The 21233-nt window shown below is 71.8% G+C and carries 21 protein-coding genes; 10 read left to right on the top strand and 11 right to left on the bottom strand.

The features are described from left to right. Nucleotides 1-90: 90 nt before the first annotated feature. On the bottom strand, nucleotides 91-792 hold the full coding sequence (locus ABD241_RS05070; protein ID WP_344059060.1) for a GAF and ANTAR domain-containing protein: 702 nt from the start codon (nucleotides 790-792) through the stop codon (nucleotides 91-93). Nucleotides 793-1092: 300 nt separating this feature from the next. Between ABD241_RS05070 and ABD241_RS05065 the strand changes: the two genes are divergently transcribed. Both ABD241_RS05065 and ABD241_RS05060 read left to right on the top strand, forming a co-directional pair. Further along, complete coding sequence (locus tag ABD241_RS05065) at nucleotides 1093-1836, top strand: ANTAR domain-containing protein (RefSeq protein ID WP_344059058.1); 744 nt, start codon at nucleotides 1093-1095, stop codon at nucleotides 1834-1836. 65 nt (nucleotides 1837-1901) lie between these two features. Continuing rightward, nucleotides 1902-2810: an SDR family oxidoreductase gene (locus ABD241_RS05060; protein WP_344059056.1), complete on the top strand. Its 909-nt coding sequence runs from the start codon at nucleotides 1902-1904 to the stop codon at nucleotides 2808-2810. Nucleotides 2811-2902: 92 nt separating this feature from the next. On the opposite strand, the gene ABD241_RS05055 is transcribed toward ABD241_RS05060, so the two are convergent. After that, nucleotides 2903-3736, bottom strand: coding sequence for a DUF2382 domain-containing protein (locus tag ABD241_RS05055; RefSeq protein ID WP_344059054.1), 834 nt, complete (start codon nucleotides 3734-3736; stop codon nucleotides 2903-2905). 110 nt (nucleotides 3737-3846) lie between these two features. Next, on the bottom strand, nucleotides 3847-4689 hold the full coding sequence (locus ABD241_RS05050; protein WP_344059052.1) for a mechanosensitive ion channel family protein: 843 nt from the start codon (nucleotides 4687-4689) through the stop codon (nucleotides 3847-3849). 254 nt (nucleotides 4690-4943) lie between these two features. On the opposite strand from ABD241_RS05050, the gene ABD241_RS05045 reads away from it, so the two are divergent. From ABD241_RS05045 to ABD241_RS05020, 6 genes are all read left to right on the top strand, one after another. Next, nucleotides 4944-5741 (top strand): TetR/AcrR family transcriptional regulator, encoded by a 798-nt coding sequence (locus tag ABD241_RS05045; RefSeq protein WP_344059050.1) that lies wholly within the window; start codon nucleotides 4944-4946, stop codon nucleotides 5739-5741. Between the two features lie 83 nt (nucleotides 5742-5824). Further along, nucleotides 5825-6904 carry a sigma-70 family RNA polymerase sigma factor gene (locus tag ABD241_RS05040; RefSeq protein ID WP_344059048.1) on the top strand — a complete coding sequence of 360 codons (1080 nt, stop codon included), beginning with the start codon at nucleotides 5825-5827 and terminating at the stop codon, nucleotides 6902-6904. Further along, nucleotides 6897-7817, top strand: a complete 921-nt coding sequence (locus tag ABD241_RS05035; RefSeq protein WP_344059046.1) for an STAS domain-containing protein — start codon at nucleotides 6897-6899, stop codon at nucleotides 7815-7817. The genes ABD241_RS05040 and ABD241_RS05035 overlap by 8 nt, the downstream gene beginning before the upstream one ends. Continuing rightward, nucleotides 7814-8215: an STAS domain-containing protein gene (locus ABD241_RS05030; RefSeq protein ID WP_344059044.1), complete on the top strand. Its 402-nt coding sequence runs from the start codon at nucleotides 7814-7816 to the stop codon at nucleotides 8213-8215. The genes ABD241_RS05035 and ABD241_RS05030 overlap by 4 nt, the downstream gene beginning before the upstream one ends. Continuing rightward, on the top strand, nucleotides 8212-8511 hold the full coding sequence (locus ABD241_RS05025) for a phosphatase RsbU N-terminal domain-containing protein (protein ID WP_344059042.1): 300 nt from the start codon (nucleotides 8212-8214) through the stop codon (nucleotides 8509-8511). Before ABD241_RS05030 ends, ABD241_RS05025 begins: the two co-directional genes overlap by 4 nt. A gap of 228 nt (nucleotides 8512-8739) precedes the next feature. After that, a complete protein-coding gene (locus ABD241_RS05020; protein WP_344059040.1) occupies nucleotides 8740-9300 on the top strand; it encodes an ABC transporter substrate-binding protein in 561 nt (186 codons plus the stop codon). A gap of 88 nt (nucleotides 9301-9388) precedes the next feature. Here the strand turns inward: ABD241_RS05020 and ABD241_RS05015 are convergent, their stop codons facing one another. Then, the gene (locus ABD241_RS05015) at nucleotides 9389-10273 is read right to left on the bottom strand and encodes a hypothetical protein (RefSeq protein WP_344059038.1); all 885 of its coding nucleotides are present in this window, start codon (nucleotides 10271-10273) and stop codon (nucleotides 9389-9391) included. 180 nt (nucleotides 10274-10453) lie between these two features. On the opposite strand from ABD241_RS05015, the gene ABD241_RS05010 reads away from it, so the two are divergent. After that, nucleotides 10454-11962: a N,N-dimethylformamidase beta subunit family domain-containing protein gene (locus ABD241_RS05010; RefSeq protein WP_344059036.1), complete on the top strand. Its 1509-nt coding sequence runs from the start codon at nucleotides 10454-10456 to the stop codon at nucleotides 11960-11962. Here ABD241_RS05010 and ABD241_RS05005 read toward each other — a convergent pair. The 5 genes from ABD241_RS05005 to ABD241_RS04985 all read right to left on the bottom strand — a co-directional run bounded on the left by ABD241_RS05005 (nucleotide 11959) and on the right by ABD241_RS04985 (nucleotide 19577). Next, a complete protein-coding gene (locus tag ABD241_RS05005) occupies nucleotides 11959-14757 on the bottom strand; it encodes a cation-translocating P-type ATPase (protein ID WP_344059034.1) in 2799 nt (932 codons plus the stop codon). The genes ABD241_RS05010 and ABD241_RS05005 overlap by 4 nt on opposite strands. 164 nt (nucleotides 14758-14921) lie before the next feature. Beyond that, a complete protein-coding gene (gene ppsA / locus ABD241_RS05000; protein WP_425580689.1) occupies nucleotides 14922-17378 on the bottom strand; it encodes a phosphoenolpyruvate synthase in 2457 nt (818 codons plus the stop codon). A gap of 60 nt (nucleotides 17379-17438) precedes the next feature. Continuing rightward, nucleotides 17439-18272 carry a pyruvate, water dikinase regulatory protein gene (locus ABD241_RS04995; RefSeq protein WP_344059030.1) on the bottom strand — a complete coding sequence of 278 codons (834 nt, stop codon included), beginning with the start codon at nucleotides 18270-18272 and terminating at the stop codon, nucleotides 17439-17441. Between the two features lie 123 nt (nucleotides 18273-18395). Beyond that, on the bottom strand, nucleotides 18396-18776 hold the full coding sequence (locus ABD241_RS04990; protein ID WP_344059028.1) for a DUF488 domain-containing protein: 381 nt from the start codon (nucleotides 18774-18776) through the stop codon (nucleotides 18396-18398). A gap of 24 nt (nucleotides 18777-18800) precedes the next feature. Further along, a complete protein-coding gene (locus tag ABD241_RS04985) occupies nucleotides 18801-19577 on the bottom strand; it encodes a DUF427 domain-containing protein (protein ID WP_344059026.1) in 777 nt (258 codons plus the stop codon). 234 nt (nucleotides 19578-19811) lie between these two features. On the opposite strand from ABD241_RS04985, the gene ABD241_RS04980 reads away from it, so the two are divergent. Then, entirely contained in the window at nucleotides 19812-20156 is a 345-nt protein-coding gene (locus ABD241_RS04980) for a carboxymuconolactone decarboxylase (protein WP_344059024.1), read from the top strand. 34 nt (nucleotides 20157-20190) lie between these two features. Here the strand turns inward: ABD241_RS04980 and ABD241_RS04975 are convergent, their stop codons facing one another. Both ABD241_RS04975 and ABD241_RS04970 read right to left on the bottom strand, forming a co-directional pair. Next, nucleotides 20191-20574, bottom strand: coding sequence for a hypothetical protein (locus ABD241_RS04975; RefSeq protein WP_344059022.1), 384 nt, complete (start codon nucleotides 20572-20574; stop codon nucleotides 20191-20193). Next, nucleotides 20571-21125 carry a hypothetical protein gene (locus ABD241_RS04970; RefSeq protein WP_344059020.1) on the bottom strand — a complete coding sequence of 185 codons (555 nt, stop codon included), beginning with the start codon at nucleotides 21123-21125 and terminating at the stop codon, nucleotides 20571-20573. Before ABD241_RS04970 ends, ABD241_RS04975 begins: the two co-directional genes overlap by 4 nt. Nucleotides 21126-21233: the final 108 nt, after the last annotated feature.

Below are 21233 nucleotides of genomic sequence, written 5' to 3'. Positions count from 1 at the left end.
CCGGTGCGGTGCCTTCCCCGCGCACCGCCTGCAAACGATACGCGACTCCCAGCAGACACGCCGGACCCGTCCAGCGTCGCCCGTCGAGCGTCAGTGCTCCCCCGTGAACGCGGCGAGCAGCGCACGAGCGACCACGGGAACAGCCACGCCTGCCCGCGCCGCCGCGTTGTGCAGCCGCTGCTCCGCCGCGTCGGGCTCCAGTCCCCGCGCGCTGACCAGCAGCCCGATGGCCTGGTCGACACAGGCCTGCTCCCGCAGGTGCTCCGGACCCCTGACCGCCTCCAGGCGCGACGCGAAGGAGAGATCCGCGTTGGCCACGGCCCCGGGGGCCCACGCGCCGAACAGCCGGGCGAGCGCCTCGGCCCGGCCACGGAAGGTGTCCGCGCGGGCACCGTACAGGTTGACCCCGCCCGTCACCACGCCCTCGCGGCGGATGGGCATCGAGAGCGTGCTGCGGATGCCGGCGGCCGCAGTCGCCTGGGCGAAGAGCTGCCAGCGGGACTCGTCGAGCACGGCCTCGACATCGGTCGTGAAGAAGCGGTCCCGCTCGACCGCGTCGACACACGGCCCGCCGTCGACGTACTGCACCGCGTCCAGCGCCGCGGTCCGGTGGTCGCTGGCCACGTAGGTGAGGACCAACCCCTCGGTGAGAAGCGCCAGGCTGACGCCCACCAGGCCCGGAACCTGCTCCTCGGCCGACGAGACGAGGCTCTCGAGGTCCTGGCGCAGCTCCAGGTCGCCGTAGCGTTCGAGCTCCGCCAAGGCAGCGTCGGTCTCGGGTATCGGCTCCATCGGCTTCGCTCCTCGCCCACGTCGACATCCGGTCGCCTCGGCAGGCGCCCACGACCACAACATCCCCGACACCACCGTCCTGAAACAGGCGGCCGGCACGGGGCACCATCCGGGACGTCGGCGACACCGAACCGGCTGCGCTGGGACGTCGGTGGATGACGGGCGGCTGGGTATGGCCCAGATGAGTCGGCTCCAGCCGGCTGAAGCAATGGTCAGGCGCCTCGACCCGGAGGCGCCGTCCCTGCCCACCTTCCCCGCCTGCTCTCCGGGGGGGGCTGAGACCGACGGGAGCCCGCGGCGATGAACGACAAGACCACGGACGGCGACGTGCCGGACCACCTGCGGCAGGTGGCTGAGGACTACGAGCGCCTGGGCGAGCAGATCGCCGGGTCCACCGAACGCAACGCCTTCGAGGCCGTCACGCAGCTGGCCGTCGAGCGGGTGCCCAGCGCGCGGGCGGCCAGCATCACGACGATCAGCCACGACCGCTTCACGACGGCCGCCGCCACCGACGAGGTGGCGCGGCGGGCCGACGCCATCCAGTACGAGGTGGGATCCGGTCCCTGCATCGACGCGATCGTCGACCAGACCGTCTACCAGCCCAAGGACCTGGCCGAGGACGACCGGTGGCCGGAGTACGGCAGGCGCGTCGTCCAGGAGCTCGGACTGCACAGCATGCTCTCCTTCCGCATGAAGCTCGAGGCGGCAGGAGTCATCGCCGGCCTCAACTTCTACGGCCAGGAGCCCGACGCCTTCGACGACCACGACCTCGCCGAAGGGCTCCTGCTGACCACCCATGCCGCGCAGGCGGTCAGCGCTGCGCACCTGCGGGACCGGGTCGAGAACCTCGAACGCGCCCTGTCCTCCAACCGCGACATCGGGACCGCGGTCGGGGTCCTGATCGCCCAGCACAAGCTCACGCGCGAGCAGGCCTTCGACCTGCTGCGCATCGCCAGCCAGAACACGAACCGCAAGCTGCACGAGGTCGCGCTGGACGTCATCGACACCGGCGCCGTGGACGTGACCCCGCAGAGCCGGCCGTAGCCCGCTCGTCGCGCACCGAACCCATCGACACCCATCGACCCCGCCGAGATCGAGGAGGATCCACCATGTCCGACCAGAAGAGGTCCGACCAGCACACGCCGCAGGACCCCAGCAGCCAGTACGACCAGCCCGAGACCGACGGGGAGACCATCCCGCACCCGGGGCTCACCGAGGACATGCCCGAGAAGCCGGACCACGGCGAGCAGTCGTACCAGGGGTCCGGTCGCCTGACGGGCAAGAAGGCTGTCATCACCGGGGGCGACTCCGGCATCGGGCGTGCCGTCGCCATCGCCTTCGCCCGGGAGGGCGCCGACGTCCTCGTCGCCTGCCTGGCCGAGGAGGAGGCGGACGCCAAGGAGACCTGTCGCCTCGTCGAGGATGCCGGTCGGCGCGGCGTCGTGTGCCTCACCGACCTCACCCAGGAGTCGGAGTGCAACCGGGTCATTGACGAGGCCGTCGAGCACCTCGGCGGCATCGACATCCTCGTCAACAACGCGGCATACCAGATGGCACAGCCCGGCGGCCTCGAGGACATCACGACCGAGCAGCTGGACCGGGTCATGAAGACCAACCTCTACGCGATGTTCTGGCTCAGCCGCCGCGCCCTGCCGCACCTCGGCACGGGCGCCACGATCATCAACACCTCGTCCATCCAGTCGCGACAGCCCTCCCCGGAGCTGCTCGACTACGCCACCACCAAGGCGGGCATCGTCGCCTTCACCCAGGGCCTCGCCCAGTCCCTCGCCGAGCGGGGCATCCGGGTCAACGCGGTGGCCCCCGGCCCGATCTGGACCCCGCTGATCCCGGCGACCATGCCCAGCGGCAACGTGGAGGGCTTCGGCGAGCAGACCCCGCTGGGCCGCGCCGGGCAGCCGGCCGAGCTTGCGCCGGCCTACGTGTTCCTGGCCTCGCAGGAGTCGAGCTACGTGACCGGTGAGGTCATCGGCGTCACCGGGGGCCAGCCGCTCACCTGACCGACGACCTCGCTCCCCTGTCGACAGCAGACTGCGCCCCCGAGCGGTCCGAGGACCACCCGGGGGCGCAGTCGTGTCGTGACGTATGCGGCTCAGGCGCGGTCGTCGGTGACGCCAGGACCCTCGGCCTCGATGCGCTCCTGGCGCACCTGCTCCGAGACGGTCTCCTGCTCCGTGACCTGCTCCTTGCCCAGACGTACCCGCTCGACCGGCACCGCCTGCTTGTCCACCACCGGCTGCTCCTCGTGCAGCACGACCTCGTGCTCCTCCTCCGAGATCGCCGGACCGTCCATCGCCTCCCCGACGTTCGCGTCGGTGATCGGCTCCCGCTCGATCCTCACCTCTTCCCGGGTGACCGGAACCTGCACGGTCTGCTGCTCGGTCACCACGTACTTGCGCAGCCGGGCCCGACCCGACTCACGCGACTCGGTGCCCACCTGCAGCTGCTCCTCCGAGCGGGTCATCGCCTCATCGGTCGTCGGACCCGACGTGTCATGCCCCACCGTGGCGGCCTCGTCCTCGCTCGAGAACCCCGCACCGTCCGTGGCGTGGCCGACGCCGCCGCCGCCGCCGCTGACCGTGCCCGTCTGCCCGTCGCCGCCGGAGCCCGCGCCGCCCAGCTCGTAGTGCGCGAAGAGCCGCTGCTCCTCCGACTCGTCCAGATGCCCGTTCTCCGGGTCGACGTTCGGCGCGTCCTTGACGTGGTCCTTCGTGAACGGGACCGTCAGCCCGTCACCGGAGAGCTGCGCGCCCTGCAGCGGCACGAACGTCTCCTTCGTCCCGAACAGGCCCGTGTTCACCGTCACCCACTCCGGCTGCCCGCTCTGGTCATCGACGTAGGCCTGACCGGCCCGGCCGATCTTCTCCCCGTCACTGCCGTAGACGGTCGTGCCGGGCAGGGTGCTGAGCTCGTTGGTGCTGATCATCTGCTTCTCCTTCACGGTGCAGGCCCCCACCGACACAAGGCGTCGGCGCAGGACCCACGTGGGGTTGGATCTGCTGGTCTCTTCGGTGCCTGTGCGCGGGCGTGGCCGGCTCAGGCGTGTCCGTCGTAGCCGCCGTCGACCACACGGGTGGCGCCGGCTGCGGGGCGGTCGTGGTAGAAGTCGTCGGCCGCCTGGGCCTCGAGGTCCTCCTGGCCCGACTGGTCGTAGCGCGCCTTGGCCGCACGGGCCTGCTCGCCGACGCTCGGGGCCTGCTGGACCTGCTCGCGGATGCGGCCGCTCTCGTGCGACATCGTCTGCAGGTAGCCCTCCCACCGCGACTGCATGGGCCGGACGAGCCCACCGCCGACGCCGACGATGAGGATGCCGGCGACGGTCGCGAGGACGGCGATCAGCACCGGCATGGTGACGGTGGTGGCGATGCCGACCTGGTTGAGGGCCGCGATGATGCCCAGGCCGAGGATGAAGACGCTGGCGATGTTGGCGAGGACCTTGCCGTACGACAGGCCGCCGAGCGTGTTGGCGATCAGCTCACGGACGGCAGCCGCGATGGCGGAGGCCACCACGACGATGATGATGGCCACGATCGCCTTGGGCAGGAAGGCGATGACGCCGGTGATGAGGTCGCTGATCGGGTTCGGGCCGAACACGCCGAAGGCGAGCTGCAGCACGAAGAGGAGCAGCGCGTAGTAGACGAGCTTGCCCACGATGCCCGAGGCGTCGTACTGGCTCTTGGCGAGCGCCTTCTTGACGCCGCCTCGCTCGACGGCACGGTCGAACCCGACCCTCTCGAGGATCTTGTCGACGGCCTTGCCGATCGCCTTCGCGATGAACCAGCCGATCAGCAGGATCAGCAGGAAGGCCACGAGCTTCGGGACGAAGACCGCGACCGTCCTCCAGAGGTCAGTCGCTGCCGCGCTGAGGTTGTCTGTCATGGTGCCTGGCTCCCTTACGTTGTAAACCGGTCATTTCCCCCTTACCCGGCCCACCCCGCGGACCAACACGACTGCGGGAACCGCATGGACCTGCCGTGGCAGCGATCTCGTGTCCATGGTCTGTCCATACCTGTCGAGTGTTTGTCGAGACCCGAGTACCCGCGCGGCAGCACCCCAAACGCCGCCGGCCGGCGGCCCCTGCAGCCGGTGCTCGACCCATGCGGTAGACAGGTGGTCGAGCGAAAGGAGAACCCATGACTCCGCTGGGCCCGACCGACCCCGCCTCCGACGCTCAGGGCGGCGCCACAGGCACACCGCAGGAGCCCGAGGGTGAACGCCTGGCCCACCGGCCACCAGCCGGCCGCCCGGGGCCCGGGCTCAGCCGCGAGCGCATCGTCACCGCCGCCGTCCAGCTCATCGACGCCGAAGGGGTCTCCGCGCTGACCATGCGCCGGCTCGGCTCGACCCTCGACGTCGAGGCCATGTCGCTCTACCGCTACGTCAACGGCCGGGAGGACCTCCTGGAGGCCGTCGTCGACGCGCTCGTCGAGACGATCGAGGTCCCGGCTCCCGGTCACCTGAAGCCCGTCGACGGCTGGCAGGGCTTCCTGCAGGTGCTCGCCCACGACGTGCGCCGGCTCGCCCTCGAGCACCCCGCGGCGTTCCCCCTGATCGCCACCCGGCACCCGGCGGCGCCCTGGCTGCGCCCGCTGCTGCGCAGCCTGCGCATCGTCGAGGCATTCCTCGACGGCCTGCGAGCCCGCGGCTTCACCGACGAGCACGCCGTGACGACATACCGGACGTTCACGAGCTTCCTGCTCGGGCACCTGCTGCTCGAGTCCGCGATGCAGGGGGCCGAGATGTCCCCGGCCGAGGAGCCGCTCGACGAGGGCGACGCTGAGCTGCCCAATCGCGACGAGGGCCTCGACCTCGCCGACTTCCCGACCTTGGCGCGACTGCGGTCCCAGCTCACCGAGGACCACGCCGAGGAGGAGTTCGAGGCTGCACTCGAGCACCTTCTCGTCCGGCTCGACCTCGAGCTCGCGCAGTAGCGACCGGGCCACGTGGGGGTCCGTACCGAGCCGGACCAGTCCGCGGCCATGGCCCGAAACGGGTCGAAGGGTACGTTCCGGTCGTGAGCGTGACTGAGCGCGCCGGGGAGAACCCCGAGCAGAGCGCCGACGGAGTCGCGGACCTGGTGCCCATGGTCCGGCGCATCGTCCACGCCCGGGTCGGCTCGCACCCGGCTGCCGAGGACCTCGTCCAGGAGACGCTCACCCGCGTCCTCGCGGCCATGCCGACCATCGAGGACGGCATGCTGGAGCCGTACGCCATCGTGACGGCCCGCAACGTCGTGGCCTCCATGTGGCGCGACGACGACCGCAAGCGCCGCAACCAGCACCGTGCCCTGGACCTCAGCGCACCGGAGCCTCCGGACGCGCGCGTCGTGATCGACGAGGAGCAGTCCGCCATGGCGACGGCCCTGGCCCGCTTGGGCGAGCGCGAGCGGCGCACGCTGCTCGCGCACGAGGTGACCGGCACCGACACGCGGACCCTGGCCGAACGTGAGGGAAGCACCGCCGGAGCCGTCGCCGCCTCGCTCAACCGGACGCGGGCGCGGCTGAGGGTTGAGTACCTCCTGGCCCTCGAACAGGCCGAGCCGCCGACCGACCGCTGTCGTCCGGTCATGGTCGCCCTCAGCAGCGGGGACCAGCGACGCCAGCGGGAGGTGCAGGCGGCCCAGCACCTGCTCGAGTGCGACCTCTGCGCGCGCCTGAGCGAGCCGCTGCTCGAACGGGGCCAGCAGCGCGACGGCAGCCTGCGCGTGGCGATCGCCGCCGACCCCGACATCGTCGCCGCCCGTGGAGCCGCCCGCGAGCTCGCCGCGCGCCTCGCCTTCGGTCCGACCGAGCTGACGGTGATCGCGACCGCGGTGTCGGAGGTGTGCCGCAACATCGTCCGTTTCGCCGGTTCCGGTGAGGTCGTCGTCGAGCTGCTCGACGGCCCTCGGCGGGGCATCCAGATCGTCGCCCGGGACGGCGGACCCGGCATCCCGGACGTCGGCCGGGCGCTGACGGACGGTTTCAGCTCGTACGGCGGCCTCGGCCTGGGACTCCCAGGCGTGCGCCGGCTCATGGACGAGTTCGCCATCGCCAGCGAACCCGGCCACGGGACGACAGTGACCATCACGAAATGGGAGAGCGACCATGGATGATCGGCCCCAGCAGACCGACGAGGAGCGCGAGCTCGCGCAGGAGAGCGCCCTGCACCCGCTCGCGAGCGGCGGCGAGCACCTGCTGTCCCAGCTCGTGGCGCACCTGCGGGAGCACCGCACCCGTCTGCGCCAGGAGTGGTCCGAGCGCATCCAGCAGGCGCATCTGCTGACCGCCATGACGCCGCAGGAGATGGCTGCCGAGACGACCTCGGTCTACGACAACTACGTCGAGGTCCTCGAGACCGGCAGCGTCGAGGCGCTCCAGCACTACGCGCGCGACCTCTCCGAGCGGATCATCCCGCGAGGGGTCGAGACCCACGAGGTCGTGGGGATCGTACTGCTGCTCCGCGACGTGCTGGCGCGGTCGCTCTTCGAGAAGTACCAGCGGGACTTCTCCCTGCTCAACGAGGTGCTCGACGCCTACGAGCCGGCCGCCAACCGGATCGCCAACACGGTCGCCGTCAGCTTCGTCGACGAACGCGAGAGGGTCATCCGCCAGCAGCAGGACGCGATCCGCGAGCTCTCGACGCCGGTCCTGCCCGTGCGCGAGCGGCTGCTCATCCTGCCGATCATCGGCGTGCTCGACAGTGAGCGCGCCCGGCAGCTCACCGAGCAGCTGCTGGCGGGCATCCGCACGCACCGGGCCAAGGTCGTCGTCATCGACATCACCGGGTCGCCCGACGTCGACGAGGCGGTCGCGAACCACTTGGTCCAGACCGTCGACGCGTCACGCCTGATGGGTGCGAGCGTCATCATCACCGGGCTGTCGCCGAAGATCGCCCAGACCCTCGTCACGATCGGCGTGGACCTGAGCAAGATGAACACCATCGGTGACCTGCAGGGCGGCCTCGAAGAGGCCGAGCGGCTGCTCGGCTTCACCGTCACCCGGAAGGAGGGCGGCACCAGCTCGTGAACGGCGGACCGGCCCTGGTGTCGATCATGCGACAGGGACAGACCCTCGTCGCATCGGTCCACACTGCGCTCGACGACTCCGAGCTGGCGAGGTTCGAGCACGACCTGATCGAGCAGATCGGCCGGCACCGGTCCCGTGGGGTCGTGATCGACGTGGCTGCCCTCGACGTGATCGACTCCTTCGCCGCGCACACCCTGAGGAGGGTCGCCGAGATGGCCCGCCTGCGCGGGGCACGCACCGTCATCGTCGGGATCCAGCCCGAGGTGGCCTTCACCATGGTCCGCCTCGGCATGGGCACGGGCGACGTCCCGACAGCGCTCGACCTCGAGGAGGGCCTGGCCATGCTGGCCGGCGCCGGGTCGAGCGACAGCTGGGGCTCAGGGAGCACCCGGCCGTGAGCGAGGCCCGCACCGTCCTCGACGACCTCACTCAGGACTACCGGACGACCCTGCTGCGCTTCCTGCCACGCCAGGACGAGGCGGTTCGGGAGGCCGCCTACGGCCTCGGTCGCCGCGCCGTCGTCTCCGGTGTCAACCTGCTGGACATGTGCCGCGTGCACCACGAGGTGTTCCTGGAGGTGCTGCGCGACACCCGGCCCAACGCCCGCCTCGGCGTCGCCGAGGCGGCCTCCGAGCTGCTCCTGGAGGTGCTCGCGGCCTACGACATGACGCATCGCGGCGTGCTCGACCGCTAGGCCACCGGGCCCGGACGCCTTGGCCCGCGCTGCATGACGCGGGCCTTCCCGACCTTTCCGGCGCACGTGGTCCCACAGTGGGGGCCGAGCCGTGCTCAGCGGCGTCGGTCACGCCCCGATCCGGCCTGGATGCGCGTCGTGCAACGCGTCATCCGCTACGTCCCGAGGACTCTTCGTTGGTGACCGCCGGCCCACGAGGCCGTCAGCACCGATCAAGGAGTCCCCTCGATGAACCTCAAGACGAAGCTGGGCGCAGCCGGAGCAACCCTCGTCACCACCGCCGCCCTGGGCCTCGTGCCCGCGGCCGCCGCGTCGGCCGCCCCCGCCACGGCCGCGCCCACCGCTGCCCAGGCAGCGACCACGCCCAAGGCCAGCCTCGCGCCGGCCACGCTGACCAAGGACCTCGGTGCACTGGGCACCTTCAACGGCCTCTTCACGCCCACCGGGTTCACGAACCAGAACGGCCAGCTCGCCGTCACGGGTGTCGTCACCGGCACGGTCACCTCGCTGACGGGCGCGGTGACACAGCTGCCCGCCCAGACGACCACCACGGCCGTGACGAGCGCTGCCGCCGCCAACAGCTGCGACATCCTCAACCTCGTCCTCGGCCCGCTGCACCTGAACCTGCTCGGCCTCAACGTCGACCTCAACCAGGTGGTGCTGAACATCACCGGTCAGACGGGTGCCGGCAACCTGCTCGGCAACCTGCTCTGCGCGGTTGCGGGGCTGCTCGACGGGAACGGGCTCACCGGCCTGGCCGGCCTGCTCAACCGGCTGCTCGGTCTCTGACCGAAGGAGCCCCCGCTGCCCCCGGGGCAGCCTCTCCGCCCCGGGCCCGGACGGCGTCGGCCCTCACGGGTCGGCGCCGTTCGCCGTCTCAGGGCGCCATAGCCGCATAGCCGCCTGCGTCGTGGATGGCCAGGCCGGCATACGTTCCGTATGCCGCCGCACCCGAGTCGACGAGCGACAGCTGGGTCTCCATGTCGGTCCGCGTCCACCCGAAGAAGGTCTGCTTCTGCTCGGACGCCGTGTCGCCGAGGTAGGTCGTCTCCTGGCCCAGGCGCACGGGCTTGCCGAGGGACGCACCGGCCGCGAGTGCCGCGGACGCGATGTCGAGCGTGCCGTCGGGGCCGGTGGCCGTGTTGCGGTAGCTCATCACGGTGACGCCGGCGGTGCGCTTCATGATCTCGCGGTCGAGGGTCGAGGAGCCGCCCGTGCTCGACCTGGCCGCGATGGTGCCGAACCAGAACGGGATGTCGGCCTCGAGCGGCTTGGTGCCGGCGTTGGCCTTCAGCTTGTCGAGCAGCGTGAGGTAGCCGGCCACCACCGTGGACTGCTGGGTCGTCCAGGCGGGCAGGGAGTACGGCTCGACGTCGGTGTGGATGCCGGTGAACAGGCCCGAGCTCTTCGCCGGCTTGAGCCAGTAGGTCACCACCCAGCTCGCATTGTCGACCCAGGTCGGGTCACCGCCGAGGGCGTCCACGCGGATGCCGGCAGCCCGGGCACGCTGGCTCAGGGCCGTGATGTCGGGCAGCTGGCTCGAGGTCGAGAGGTTGGGCGGGACCGCCACGAAGAGCTGGCCGATGCCGCTGCTGACGGCCAGGTCGACCGTCGCCTGGGGTGTGCTGGTGTCCCAGACCCACATCGCGCGGGTGCGGTTCACGGAGGGCACCGCCGACGCCGCGCTCGCCGCAGGGGCTGCCACGAGCGCCGAGACGGCCACCACGAGCAGGGCGGTGAGGGAGCGAAGGGCGGCTGACATGGGGGACTCCGGAGGACGACGAGAGGGTTACCACCCGAATTGTCGTTTTCGGCGCTCGTCGCTGCTGGGCTTTTGCAAGAACTGCGCAAGACGGGCACCCGCCGCCGTGGGTCCGACCGCTCGGCGTCGGGTCGGGAACGCGTCAGGTGACTCACAGTCCCGGACCCTAGCCTCCGCTGCGTGACCCGTCTCCGCCCCCGGTGGTCCCCAGTCGTGCTGCTCGTGGCGGCCGCGCTGGCCCAGGCCGGGTGCACCACCTCCCCGAGCACCGGGCCGGCCCCGCCGACCCGTCCGACGGATAGACCCCCCGGCACGGCGTCCGCCACGCACCCGACGTCCCGCGCCCGGCTCGTGCTGGACCCGCGCTGGGGCCTCACGCGCCAGGCGCCCGACGGCGCCCTCGACGGGTGGACCGACCGGGCCGGTGTGCTGCCCGGCCAGCCGGTGGGGCTGCACGTCTCGACATCAGCCCCCACCTGGACCGCGACGGCCTACCGGATGGGCTGGTACGGCGCGGTCGGCGGGGCGAAGGTGTGGCAGTCGGCACCGGTCAAGGGAACCGTCCAGGCGCCGGCGACCCTCGTGGCCGCCACCCGGACCGTCCAGACGTCGTGGCCGACCTCGCTGCAGCTGCAGACGCGCACCTGGCCGCCGGGCGCCTACCTGATCCGGCTCGACTCGAAGGTGGGGCAGCGGTTCATCCCGTTCACGGTGCGCTCCCCCGTGACCCGGGGTCGCGTCGTGCTCGTCAACGAGGTGACGACGTGGCAGGCGTACAACGACTGGGGCGGCTACAACCTCTACCACGGCAGGCGGGACTACTCCGACCGGTCCGTGGTCGTCTCGTTCGACCGGCCGTACTCGGTGAAGCGGTCCGACGAGATGCTCGCCGATGACCTCCCCACGATCGCCCGCGCAGAGCGCATCGGCATCCCGGCCGCGTACGCCACCGACGTGGACGTCCATGCCGACCCTCACCTGCTCGACGGGGCGGCTGCGGTGGTCTTCCTGTCCCACGACGAGTACTGGTCCCTGGCGATGCGCCAGTCCGTGACCAGAGCGCGCGATGCGGGCGTGAACGTCGCCTTCCTGGGCGCCAACAACGTCTTCCGCCACATCCGCCTCGAGGCGGGCCCCACGGGTCCCGACCGGCTCGAGGTCAACTTCAAGGGCAGTCCCGACCCGCTCCTCGGCCACGCCGACGCGGACGTCACGGTCGACTGGCGCGAGCCGCCGGTCCCCCGGCCCGAGAGCGACCTCACCGGGGTCCTCTACGCCTGCAACCCGGTCGAGACGGACATGGTCGTGACCGACCCGTCCAACTGGCTGTACGCCGGCACGCCGGCTCGCACCGGCCTGCACCTGACGCACATCGTGGGCTACGAGTACGACCGGGTGAACCTCAAGGCGCCGCGGCCGGCCCGCATGGAGATCCTCCCCCACTCCCCCGTGCGGTGCGAAGGCAGGTCGAGCTTCTCGGACAGCGTCTGGTACACCGTGCCGAGCGGCGCCGGGGTCTTCGCGTCCGGGAGCATCTGGTTCACCCAGGGACTGCCCGAGGCCGGGGCCAAGGGCGTGACGGCGGGAGTGGTGGCCGGGATGGTGGACAACCTGCTGCGCGCCTTCGCCGCAGGGCCTGCAGGGCGCGCGCACCCGGCGGTGCCCAACGTCGGGGCCTTCTACCACTAGGGCCTCGGGGCAGCGGCGGCCCGTGCGGCCTCGGTCTCCGGGTGCCCCGCCAGCACGCGGGCGGCACGACGTCGGACCGTCCACCTCCACAGCTCGTCGGCGCCCCAGACGAGCACGGGGAAGGGCACGATCAGGAGGACCTGCCACGCTTCGGGCGTGGCGGTGCCGAAGACCTCCTGCAGCGGCGGCACGGTCACGAGCGCAGCGGCGAAGACGACCTCGTAGGCGAACCCCCACAGCAGCAGCCGATTGCTGAACACCCCGACCTGCCGCAGTGACGCGTGCTGGGTGCGTGCCGCCACGGCGGTGCCGATCTGGCAGGCCACGATCCCGAGGAAGCTCATCGTCGTGGCCTGCTGCCAGACGTGGTGCAGCGGTCCGGAGTCCACGTCGTCCCCGAGCTGCCAGCCTCCCTGCACCAGCGTCACCAGGAAGACCGCCATGACGAGCACGGCCGAGATGCCGCCGAGCAGCCCCCACGCGCGCGCCAGCATCGGTGCGTCGATGACGTTCTGGGTGCGCTCGCGCGGCGGCCGCGACATCAGTCCCGGCTCGGCACGTTCACGCCCCAGCGCCAGGGCGGGAAGGGTCTCGGTGCCGAGGTCGATCGCGAGGATCTGCATCACCGTCAGCGGCAGCGGGATCCGCCCGCCAGACAGGGCGTAGGCCAGGAACGGGACGACCTCGGGGGTGGCGTGGGCGAAGATGTAGACGATGAACTTCCGGACGTTGTCGTAGACCCGGCGGCCCGCCTCGACGGCCGCCACGATCGAGGCGAAGTTGTCGTCGGTCAGCACCATGGTGGCCGCCTCGCGCGCCACGTCGGTGCCGGAGCGGCCCATGGCCACGCCGATGTCGGCGCGGCGCAGGGCAGGGGCGTCGTTGACCCCGTCACCGGTCATGGCCACCACGTGGCCCTGGTCCTGCAGGGCGTCGGCGATGCGCATCTTGTCCTCGGGCGAGCTGCGGGCGAAGATCAGCTCCTCCCCGGTGGCGAGCAGCTCGTCCAGCTCCGCCTCCGGGAGGTCGTCGAGCTCGGCGCCCGTGACGACGCGCAGGCCGTCCCGACCGATCCCCACCTCCTCCGCGATCCCCCGAGCGGTCAGCCCGTGGTCGCCGGTGACGACGAGCAGCCGTATGCCGGCCGAGTGGCAGCGCGCGACCGCACCGGCCACCTCGGGCCGGGGTGGGTCGGTCATCCCGACGACGCCGAGCAGGGTGAGGTCCCGCTCGGCCCGCTCCCGGGTGAGCCCGGGCAGCTCGCTCTCGTCGATGTGCCGCTCGGCGACCGCGAGCAGCCGCAGGCCGTCACGCGCCCATCGGGTGACGACCTGACCGACCGCGTCACGCTCCTCGACCCGCAGCGCCCGGTCGCCGTCCGGCCCGGCCACCCGGCCACACAGGCGCAGCACCTCCTCGGGGGCGCCCTTGGCGTGCACCCTGACGCCGTCGGGTCCCCGGTCGACCGTCGACATGCGCCGCAGCTCGGGGTCGAAGTGGAACTGCGCCGCCCGCTCCGTGCCGCTGCGGCTGTGCGGGAGCCCTAGCGCCACCGCCAGGTGCAGCAGGGCCAGCTCGGTCGGGTCACCCCGCTCGTCGCTCGGCGGCACGAGATCGAGCTCGGCGTTGTTGCAGGCGACGACCGCCCTCACCAACCGGGCGGTGGCCGAAGGGGCGTCCACCTCGGGCGGTGGGCCTGTCAGGTCGAGGACCTGCGGCAGCGTCCAGACCCGCGTGACACGCATCCGGTTGAGGGTGAGGGTGCCGGTCTTGTCGGTGCAGATGACGCTGGTCGAGCCCAGGGTCTCCACGGCGGAGATGCGCTTCACGAGCACGCCCCGACGGGCCAGGATGCGGACCGCGACGGCGAGGGCGAGCGTGATGGTCGGGAGCAGCCCCTCGGGGACGTTGGCGACGAGCAGCCCGATGGCGAAGTTCACGGCGTCACCGAGCGACAGGCCCGCAGCCAGGGTGCCGATCGGGATGAACGCCACGCCCATCCCGACGGCGACCAGGGCGATGAGGCGGGCGACGTGCTTGACCTGCTTCTCGAGCGGGCTGTCCTCGTGACCGACGCGCTGCGACAGGGCCGCGATCCGACCGAGCTCGGTGTGCATCCCGGTGTTGAAGACCACCGCGGTGGCCTCGCCCTCGGTGCAGCTCGTCCCGCTGAAGACGAGGTCGCGGGCCTCGAGGACCGGGCCCCTGGTGTCGAACGGCTCGGCCTCGCGCAGCAGGGGCAGCGACTCCCCGGTGAGCGTGGACAGGTCCACCTCGACGGCGCCCGTCAGCAGCCGTGCGTCCGCGGAGATCCGCTCGCCCTCCTCGATGACGATGACGTCACCCGGGACGAGCTCGCGCGCCTCCACCGGCCTCGGGATGCCGTCGCGCACGACGCGAACCGTGACCGGCAGGTAGGCCGCGAGCGCCTCCACCGCCTGCTCGGCGTGCCGCTCCTGGGCGAAGGCGAAGAGCGCGTTGAGCAGGATCACCACGACGATGGCGACGGCGAGGGCGCCGGCCCCGCTGACCTGCGCGAGCAGAGCCGCCACCCATAGCAGCAGCGCCAGCGGGTGCACGAGCTGGCGGACCAGGTCGCGCGGCCACGTGCGGCCACCGCGCCGGGTGAGCTCGTTGGGCCCGAACACGACCAGCCGGCGAGCGGCCTCGCGGTCGGTCAGGCCGGTGCGGCGGGTGCGCAGGTCGCGCAGCAGGCGGTCGATGGACTCCTGCGGGTTGACGGCGGAGACGCTGTCCCAGCCGGACTCGGCCGAGCCCGCCACCGGCTGGGACATGGGGCCTCCCGCGACGCTCTCCTGCTCCCTCCATTACAGCGAGGGGCAGCAGCGCTGTCCGCGGTTCGGCCCGGGCCGGGCAGGTTCGCTGGGTTCGACACCGCCGGTCCCCGACGCCCGCCGCCCCCGCTGAGGGCCTGCCGGCGTCGAGGACCCGCAGGCGCTCAGGCCTGCGCCACCTCGGCCTCCGCGCCCCTGCTCGCCCCTGCGCCCGCTCCCGCCTCGGCTCGGTGCTTGGCCAGGGCCGTCCACGTCTCCACGACGGTGTCGGGGTTGAGCGACATCGACTCGATGCCCTGGTCGAGCAGCCACTCGGCGAGGTCGGGGTGGTCGGACGGGCCCTGCCCGCAGATCCCGACGTACTTGCCGCGCTCGCGGCAGGCCGTGATGGCCATCGCCAGCATCTTCTTGACGGCGGGGTCGCGCTCGTCGAAGGAGCCGGCGACGAGCGAGGAGTCGCGGTCCACGCCCAGCGTCAGCTGCGTCATGTCGTTGGAGCCGATGGAGAAGCCGTCGAAGTGGTCGAGGAACTCGTCGGCGTTGACGGCGTTGCTCGGGATCTCGCACATCATGACGACCTGCAGGTCGTTCTCGCCACGGACGAGGCCGTGCGAGGCGAGCAGGTCGATGACGCCCTTGCCCTCGGCGACCGTGCGCACGAACGGGATCATGATCTTGACGTTCGTCAGGCCCATGTCGTCGCGCACGTGCTTGAGCGCCTCGCACTCCATGGCGAAGCACTCGGCGAAGTCGGCGGAGAGGTAGCGCGCGGCGCCGCGGTAGCCGAGCATCGGGTTCTCCTCGTGCGGCTCGTAGCGCTCCCCGCCCAGCAGGCCGGCATACTCGTTGCTCTTGAAGTCCGACATGCGCACGATGACCGGCTCGGGCGCGAAGGCGGCGGCGATCGTCGCGACGCCCTCGGCGACGCGCTGCACGAAGAAGTCGCGCGGGCTCGGGTAGGCCGTGATGAGCGACTCGATCTCAGCCTTGACCGCGGGCTCCTGGCTGTCGAGCTCGAGCAGGGCCTTGGGGTGGATGCCGATCTGGCGGTTGATGATGAACTCGAGCCGGGCCAGGCCCACGCCCCTGTTGGGCAGGCGGGAGAACTCGAACGCCTGCTCCGGGGTGCCGACGTTCATCATGATCTTGACCGGCACCTCGGGCATGTCGTCGAGGGTCGTCTCGGTGACGGTGAACTCGCGCTTGCCCTCGTAGACGAAGCCGGTGTCGCCCTCGGCGCAGGAGACGGTGACCTCCTGCCCGTCGGAGAGCGTCGAGGTCGCCGTGCCGGTGCCGACGACCGCCGGGATGCCGAGCTCGCGGGCGATGATCGCGGCGTGGCAGGTGCGCCCGCCGCGGTTCGTGACGATGGCGCTCGCGCGCTTCATGATCGGCTCCCAGTCGGGGTCGGTCATGTCGGCGACGAGCACCTCACCGGGCTGGAAGTCGTGCATCGAGTCGATCGAGGAGAGCACGCGTACGCCGCCTGCTCCGATCTTCTGACCGATGGCGCGGCCCTCGACGACGACCGGCCCGCGCTCGTCCATCCGGTAGCGGCGCATGACGCCGGCGGCCTGCCGGGACTGCACCGTCTCGGGGCGCGCCTGGAGGATGTAGAGCCTGCCGTCGACGCCGTCCTTGCCCCACTCGATGTCCATCGGGCGGCCGTAGTGCTCCTCGATGCGCAGAGCGTGGTGGGCCAGCTCGGTGACGTCGTCGTCGGTGATCGACAGCTTCGGCCGGTCGGCCTCGGGCACCGGCACGAACTCGATGGTGCGGCCGACGCTGGCGTCGCCGGTGTAGACCATCTTGGTCGCCTTCGCACCGACGCCGCGCTTGAGGATCGCCGGCCGGCCCGCGCGCAGGGCCGGCTTGTAGACGTAGAACTCGTCGGGGTTGACGGCGCCCTGCACGACCGCTTCGCCGAGGCCGTAGCTGCTCGTGATGAAGACGGCGTCGCGGAAGCCGGACTCGGTGTCCATGGTGAACATGACGCCGGAGGCGCCGACGTCGGAGCGGACCATCCGCTGCACGCCTGCCGAGAGCGCGACGACGGAGTGGTCGAAGTCGCTGTGGACGCGGTAGGCGATGGCGCGGTCGTTGTAGAGGGAGGCGAAGACGAGCTTCACCGCGTGCAGGACGTTGTCGATGCCGCGCACGTTGAGGAAGGTCTCCTGCTGCCCGGCGAAGGAGGCGTCGGGAAGGTCCTCGGCCGTCGCGCTCGAGCGCACCGCGAAGCTCACCTCGGCGCCGTCGCCGCCCTCGTGCTCCCCCACCAGCCGGTCGTACGCGTCCCGGATGTCGCGCTCGAGGTCGGCCGGGAACGTCTGCTCCTCGACCTCGCGACGGATGTCGGCACCGACCTGCGCGAGCTTGCGGGTGTCGTCGACGTCGAGGTCGGCCAGCAGCGCGTTGATGCGGTCGGCGAGTCCGTTCTCGGCGAGGAAGCGACGGTAGGCGTCCGCCGTGGTCGCGAAGCCGTCCGGCACCGAGACGCCGGCTGCAGCCAGGTGCTGCACCATCTCCCCGAGCGAGGCGTTCTTGCCGCCGACGATCTCGACGTCGGAGAGGCCGAGGTCGGCGAACCTCATCACGTTCTCGGTCACTGCTGGTCCTTCCATCGGTGGTGGGGTGGTTGCGCTCCGGCGACGGTGCCGACGGCCGATCCGGCCGGTGGCCCGTCAGCCGACGTCGTTGAGGCGTCGGCTGTGCATGATGACGGCCGCGATCTCCTCGACGGACATCGCGGACGAGTTGACGACGGGTATGCCGTGGGCGCGGTACATCGCCTCGGCGCGGCGCAGCTCGTAGCTGCACTGCGCGAGAGTGGCGTAGCGCGAGCCGGGCCGGCGCTCGCCGCGCACCTGCGCCAGGCGCGCGGCGGTCGAGAGCAGCCCGAAGCACTTGGCGGCATACGGCCGCACGGGGCGCGGGAGCTCGCTGGACTGGAAGTCCTCGTCGACGAGCGGGTAGTTCGCCACACGCACCCCGTGCTGCAGGGCCAGGTAGATCGACGTCGGCGTCTTGCCGCACCGCGAGGGGGCGATGAGGATGAGCTGGGCCTGCTCGAGGTTGCGCATGCTCTGCCCGTCGTCGTGCTCCATCGCGTACTCGACCGCGCGCATGCGGGCCTCGTAGCGGCCGACGTCGCCGACCCCGTGCAGCGCCTGGACCCGGTGCACGGCGTTGACGTGCAGCACGTGCTCGACGGTGGCCAGGTGGGAGCCGAAGAGGTCGATGAAGGCGCACTTCGTGCGCTGCAGCTCGGCCCGGACCTCCTCGTCGGAGACGGTCGAGAAGACGAGCGGCGTCACGTCGTCGGTCATCGCCGCGTCGAGCTGGGTGACGACCTCACGCGCCTGCTCCACCGTGGTGATGAAGGGGATCTTGCGCCGGCTGAAGGTCACGGACGGGAACTGTTGCAGCATCATGTTGCCGAGCGTCTCCGCGGAGATGCCGGTGCCGCCGGCCAGGAAGAAGGCGGGCGTGATCGGAGGCGTCGACGATGAGGCCATGGGATGCACTGTGGCACACCGTCGCTCGCTCATCGTCCGAGCGACGCCTCCCGTGTGACCCACGCCTCAGTGCAGGCCCACTCCGCGGACGTCGAGCGGGGCGTCGGCCTGACACCCGGCTCGTCAACCGTGCGCCTCGGTGAGGAGGCGGGCGAGGACCGCGGCGTGGCTGATCGCCGGTTCCCTGGTCGCCGTCAGCAGGGTCACCGCACCCGCTGCAGCCAGCTCGCGCAGGGCCCTGAACGCCTCCGCCTGGGCGGGTCCGTCCAGCTCGGCGGCGTAGCGCCCGGCGAACTCCCCGAAACGCGACGGCTCGTGGCCGTACCACCGCCGCAGCTCGGTGGACGGTGCGACGTCACGCAGCCACTGGTCGATGCGGGGATCGTCCTTGCGCACCCCCCGCGGCCAGAGGCGGTCGACGAGCACCCGCCGCCCGTCGTCAGGCGACGGCGCGTCGTAGACCCGCCCCACGCGTACGCCGTCGTCACGACCCGATAGCTGCACGTCTCCCGGGCTCTGCACTGCGGCTCACGGCTCCCCCGGCATCGACGTGTCCGTGACCTGCCCGTCGACCCTGACGACGGCGGGGCGCCAGAAGCAGACGAGGTCCAGGACCTGCAGGGCGTCGTGCAGCGGGTCGGGGTAGGACCACGCCACGTCCGGGGCCCCCTCGGCGCTGAGGTAGGACGCCACGCCCTTGTAGGCGCAGACCGTGTGGGTCTGCGACGGAGTCAGCAGGTCCATCCGCACGTCGTCACGCGGCAGGTACCAGCGGACCGGGATGCCGGTCTCCACGAGCATCGTGGGTCGCGTCGACTCGGCGAGCACCACGTCGCCGAGCTCGACCCGGACGTGGCGGTCGCTGCGGAGGACGTCGATCCGCTTGAAGGGGTCGTGCGGGTGCCCCATCACCGGCTCGTCCTCCTCCAGCCACTCGAACGGCTCCCAGTGCAGGACGACCCGGCCGCCGAGCACTGGGTCGTCGGGTCGGAACGCGACCTCCCCGTGGCCGTCGAGGTGCAGGGAGCGCCCGGGCACGGTGTGCCACTCCGCGTGACGGGGCGGCAGCACGGGCGCGCGCAGCTCCGGCACCGGGGCCGGGTCCTGCTCGGTGAGCTCCAGGTGCAGGTCGGCCGCCGGCACGGCGTACCAGGGGACGACGCGTCGCGGCTCGTAGACGAGCAGCGCATCGCGGGTGTCCAGGACGACGCGACCGCCGAGGAGCGCCCGCAGTCGTTTGGGGGTCGCGACGTAGCGCAACTCGGCGAGGTCTCGGAACCACTGCTGGGTCAGGTCGATGGCCATGCTTCGAGCATGAGCACCGGCCCGTCGACCGGCAAGAGGCCGGGACCCCACCGACACGACAGGAGGCGACAGCAGGCGACAGGCGACGGGAGGCGACGGGCGCGGGACCTAAGCCTCTGTCCGCAGTGACGCCGGCGGCGGAGTCTGGCCGTGTGTGAACGTCACACGCCGAGCAGCCCCGAGCGTCACGTCCTCACCCGCCCGCTGCTCGGGCACCGAGAGACAGGCAACTCCATGACAGACGTAGCAACGAACCAGCAGCGCCCTCTCCTCGACGCGATCCTGGACATGACCAGCGCTTCCGTCTCCCGGGCCGGGCTCGGCGACCGTGAGCTCATGATGGTGCGGTTCGCCGCCCTGGCGGCGGTGGGCGCCCCGCCGTCGTCGTACCTGCTCAACATCGCAGCCGCAGCGGAGGCCACCGACCTGACGCTGGAGGACGCCCGCGGCGTGCTCATCGCGGTGGCGCCCATCATCGGCACCCCGAAGGTCGTCGCTGCAGCCGGCACCATCGCCGAGGCGCTGGGCATCGCGCTCGCGCTCGAGGACGCCCTCGCCGAGGAGGACTCCTCGTCCTGACCCGGAGGTCGTGGACCCGGGAGCCGGATCGGCGTCAGCGGCGCAGGGCCGCGGCGAGCGCCTCCGGGTCCACCACCGTCACCGTCGCCGCAGGGTGGCGCAGCACGCCCGTGGGCTCGATGGCGTGGACCGGCTCGACGAACGAGACGCACAGCCCGCGCCGCGAGCTCGTCGCGAAGGTCACGCCACGGTCGGAGAGGGACAGGTGGGCCGGACCGGCGGTGCGGTGGAACGCATACCCCGACGTCACCGTCGTGCCCGCGACGTTGGCCAGCGGCGTGCGCAGCCGCCAGGGGCCGAACCGCACGAGGAGCTCGTCGTCGGTGACGCGCACGCGCGCAGTGGCCGGCGTGATCCCGAACACCAGAGCGGGTAGGCGGTAACGGTTCTCGAAGGCGAACCCGAACTCCTCCGTCATCCCCGGCGCCTCAAGCGGGACACGAGCCTCGACGGCGGGTCGAGCAGTCCGGCGACGCCGCGCTGCTGCTCGCCGAGGTAGGCGTCGAGCACCAGCAGCCCGGCGGTGGCCGCGGGCGTGGCCCACTGCAGCCGGCTCATCCGCTGGGTGAGCCGGCGCGCCTTGCTCCGAGCCGACGGGTCGCTCTCGGCGCGCTCGAGCGCGTCACCGAGCTCGGCCCCGGACCGGTACGCCTCCGCGCTGACCAGGACGGCCGCGCCGGTGAGCGCCGTCTTGAGGACGACGGCAGCCGCGGTCGGGCGGTGCTCGAGGACCCGACGACGGTTGTCGGCGAGGATGGCGATGCCGCTCAGCAGGTGCAGGCCGATCGAGGCGCCCTGCAGCGGCCCCCAGCGCCGCCAGCCCTCGTCGGCGATCTGGGCCCGCTCGCGCGCGTCGTCACCCTTGCTCGCGGCCGGGTTGAGCGCCGCCGCGCCGGCCAGGGAGCCGCCGAACCAGGCCGCGTTGGTGAGCACGTGCGTGGCACGGACGAGGGTGCTGTAAGCCGTCATGGGAGTCCTGAGGGGTGGGGCGCCGGCGTGCGTGGCGCGGTGGCGGGTGTGAACTGTGCCGTACCCGGTTCCCGGGCGCGGACACCCCTTCGCGGCCGTATGCCGTGT

The sequence above is a fragment of the Terrabacter lapilli genome (assembly GCF_039531305.1).
Lineage (GTDB): Bacteria > Actinomycetota > Actinomycetes > Actinomycetales > Dermatophilaceae > Terrabacter > Terrabacter lapilli.
This window is presented reverse-complemented; position numbering and strand designations above follow the sequence as displayed.

Excerpts from the sequence above, each read along its gene's own strand:
- ABD241_RS04985 (WP_344059026.1), bottom strand. The coding sequence starts at position 19,577 with ATGGCCATCGACCTGACCCAGCAGTGGTTCCGAGACCTCGCCGAGTTG.
- ABD241_RS04995 (WP_344059030.1), bottom strand. The coding sequence starts at position 18,272 with ATGGCCTCATCGTCGACGCCTCCGATCACGCCCGCCTTCTTCCTGGCC.
- ABD241_RS05055 (WP_344059054.1), bottom strand. The coding sequence starts at position 3,736 with ATGATCAGCACCAACGAGCTCAGCACCCTGCCCGGCACGACCGTCTAC.
- ABD241_RS05005 (WP_344059034.1), bottom strand. The coding sequence starts at position 14,757 with ATGTCCCAGCCGGTGGCGGGCTCGGCCGAGTCCGGCTGGGACAGCGTC.
- ABD241_RS05015 (WP_344059038.1), bottom strand. The coding sequence starts at position 10,273 with ATGTCAGCCGCCCTTCGCTCCCTCACCGCCCTGCTCGTGGTGGCCGTC.
- ABD241_RS05050 (WP_344059052.1), bottom strand. The coding sequence starts at position 4,689 with ATGACAGACAACCTCAGCGCGGCAGCGACTGACCTCTGGAGGACGGTC.
- ABD241_RS05070 (WP_344059060.1), bottom strand. The coding sequence starts at position 792 with ATGGAGCCGATACCCGAGACCGACGCTGCCTTGGCGGAGCTCGAACGC.
- ppsA (WP_425580689.1), bottom strand. The coding sequence starts at position 17,378 with ATGGAAGGACCAGCAGTGACCGAGAACGTGATGAGGTTCGCCGACCTC.
- ABD241_RS05035 (WP_344059046.1), top strand. The coding sequence starts at position 6,897 with ATGGATGATCGGCCCCAGCAGACCGACGAGGAGCGCGAGCTCGCGCAG.
- ABD241_RS05020 (WP_344059040.1), top strand. The coding sequence starts at position 8,740 with ATGAACCTCAAGACGAAGCTGGGCGCAGCCGGAGCAACCCTCGTCACC.
- ABD241_RS05045 (WP_344059050.1), top strand. The coding sequence starts at position 4,944 with ATGACTCCGCTGGGCCCGACCGACCCCGCCTCCGACGCTCAGGGCGGC.
- ABD241_RS05065 (WP_344059058.1), top strand. The coding sequence starts at position 1,093 with ATGAACGACAAGACCACGGACGGCGACGTGCCGGACCACCTGCGGCAG.
- ABD241_RS04975 (WP_344059022.1), bottom strand. The coding sequence starts at position 20,574 with ATGACGGAGGAGTTCGGGTTCGCCTTCGAGAACCGTTACCGCCTACCC.
- ABD241_RS05060 (WP_344059056.1), top strand. The coding sequence starts at position 1,902 with ATGTCCGACCAGAAGAGGTCCGACCAGCACACGCCGCAGGACCCCAGC.
- ABD241_RS04970 (WP_344059020.1), bottom strand. The coding sequence starts at position 21,125 with ATGACGGCTTACAGCACCCTCGTCCGTGCCACGCACGTGCTCACCAAC.
- ABD241_RS04980 (WP_344059024.1), top strand. The coding sequence starts at position 19,812 with ATGACAGACGTAGCAACGAACCAGCAGCGCCCTCTCCTCGACGCGATC.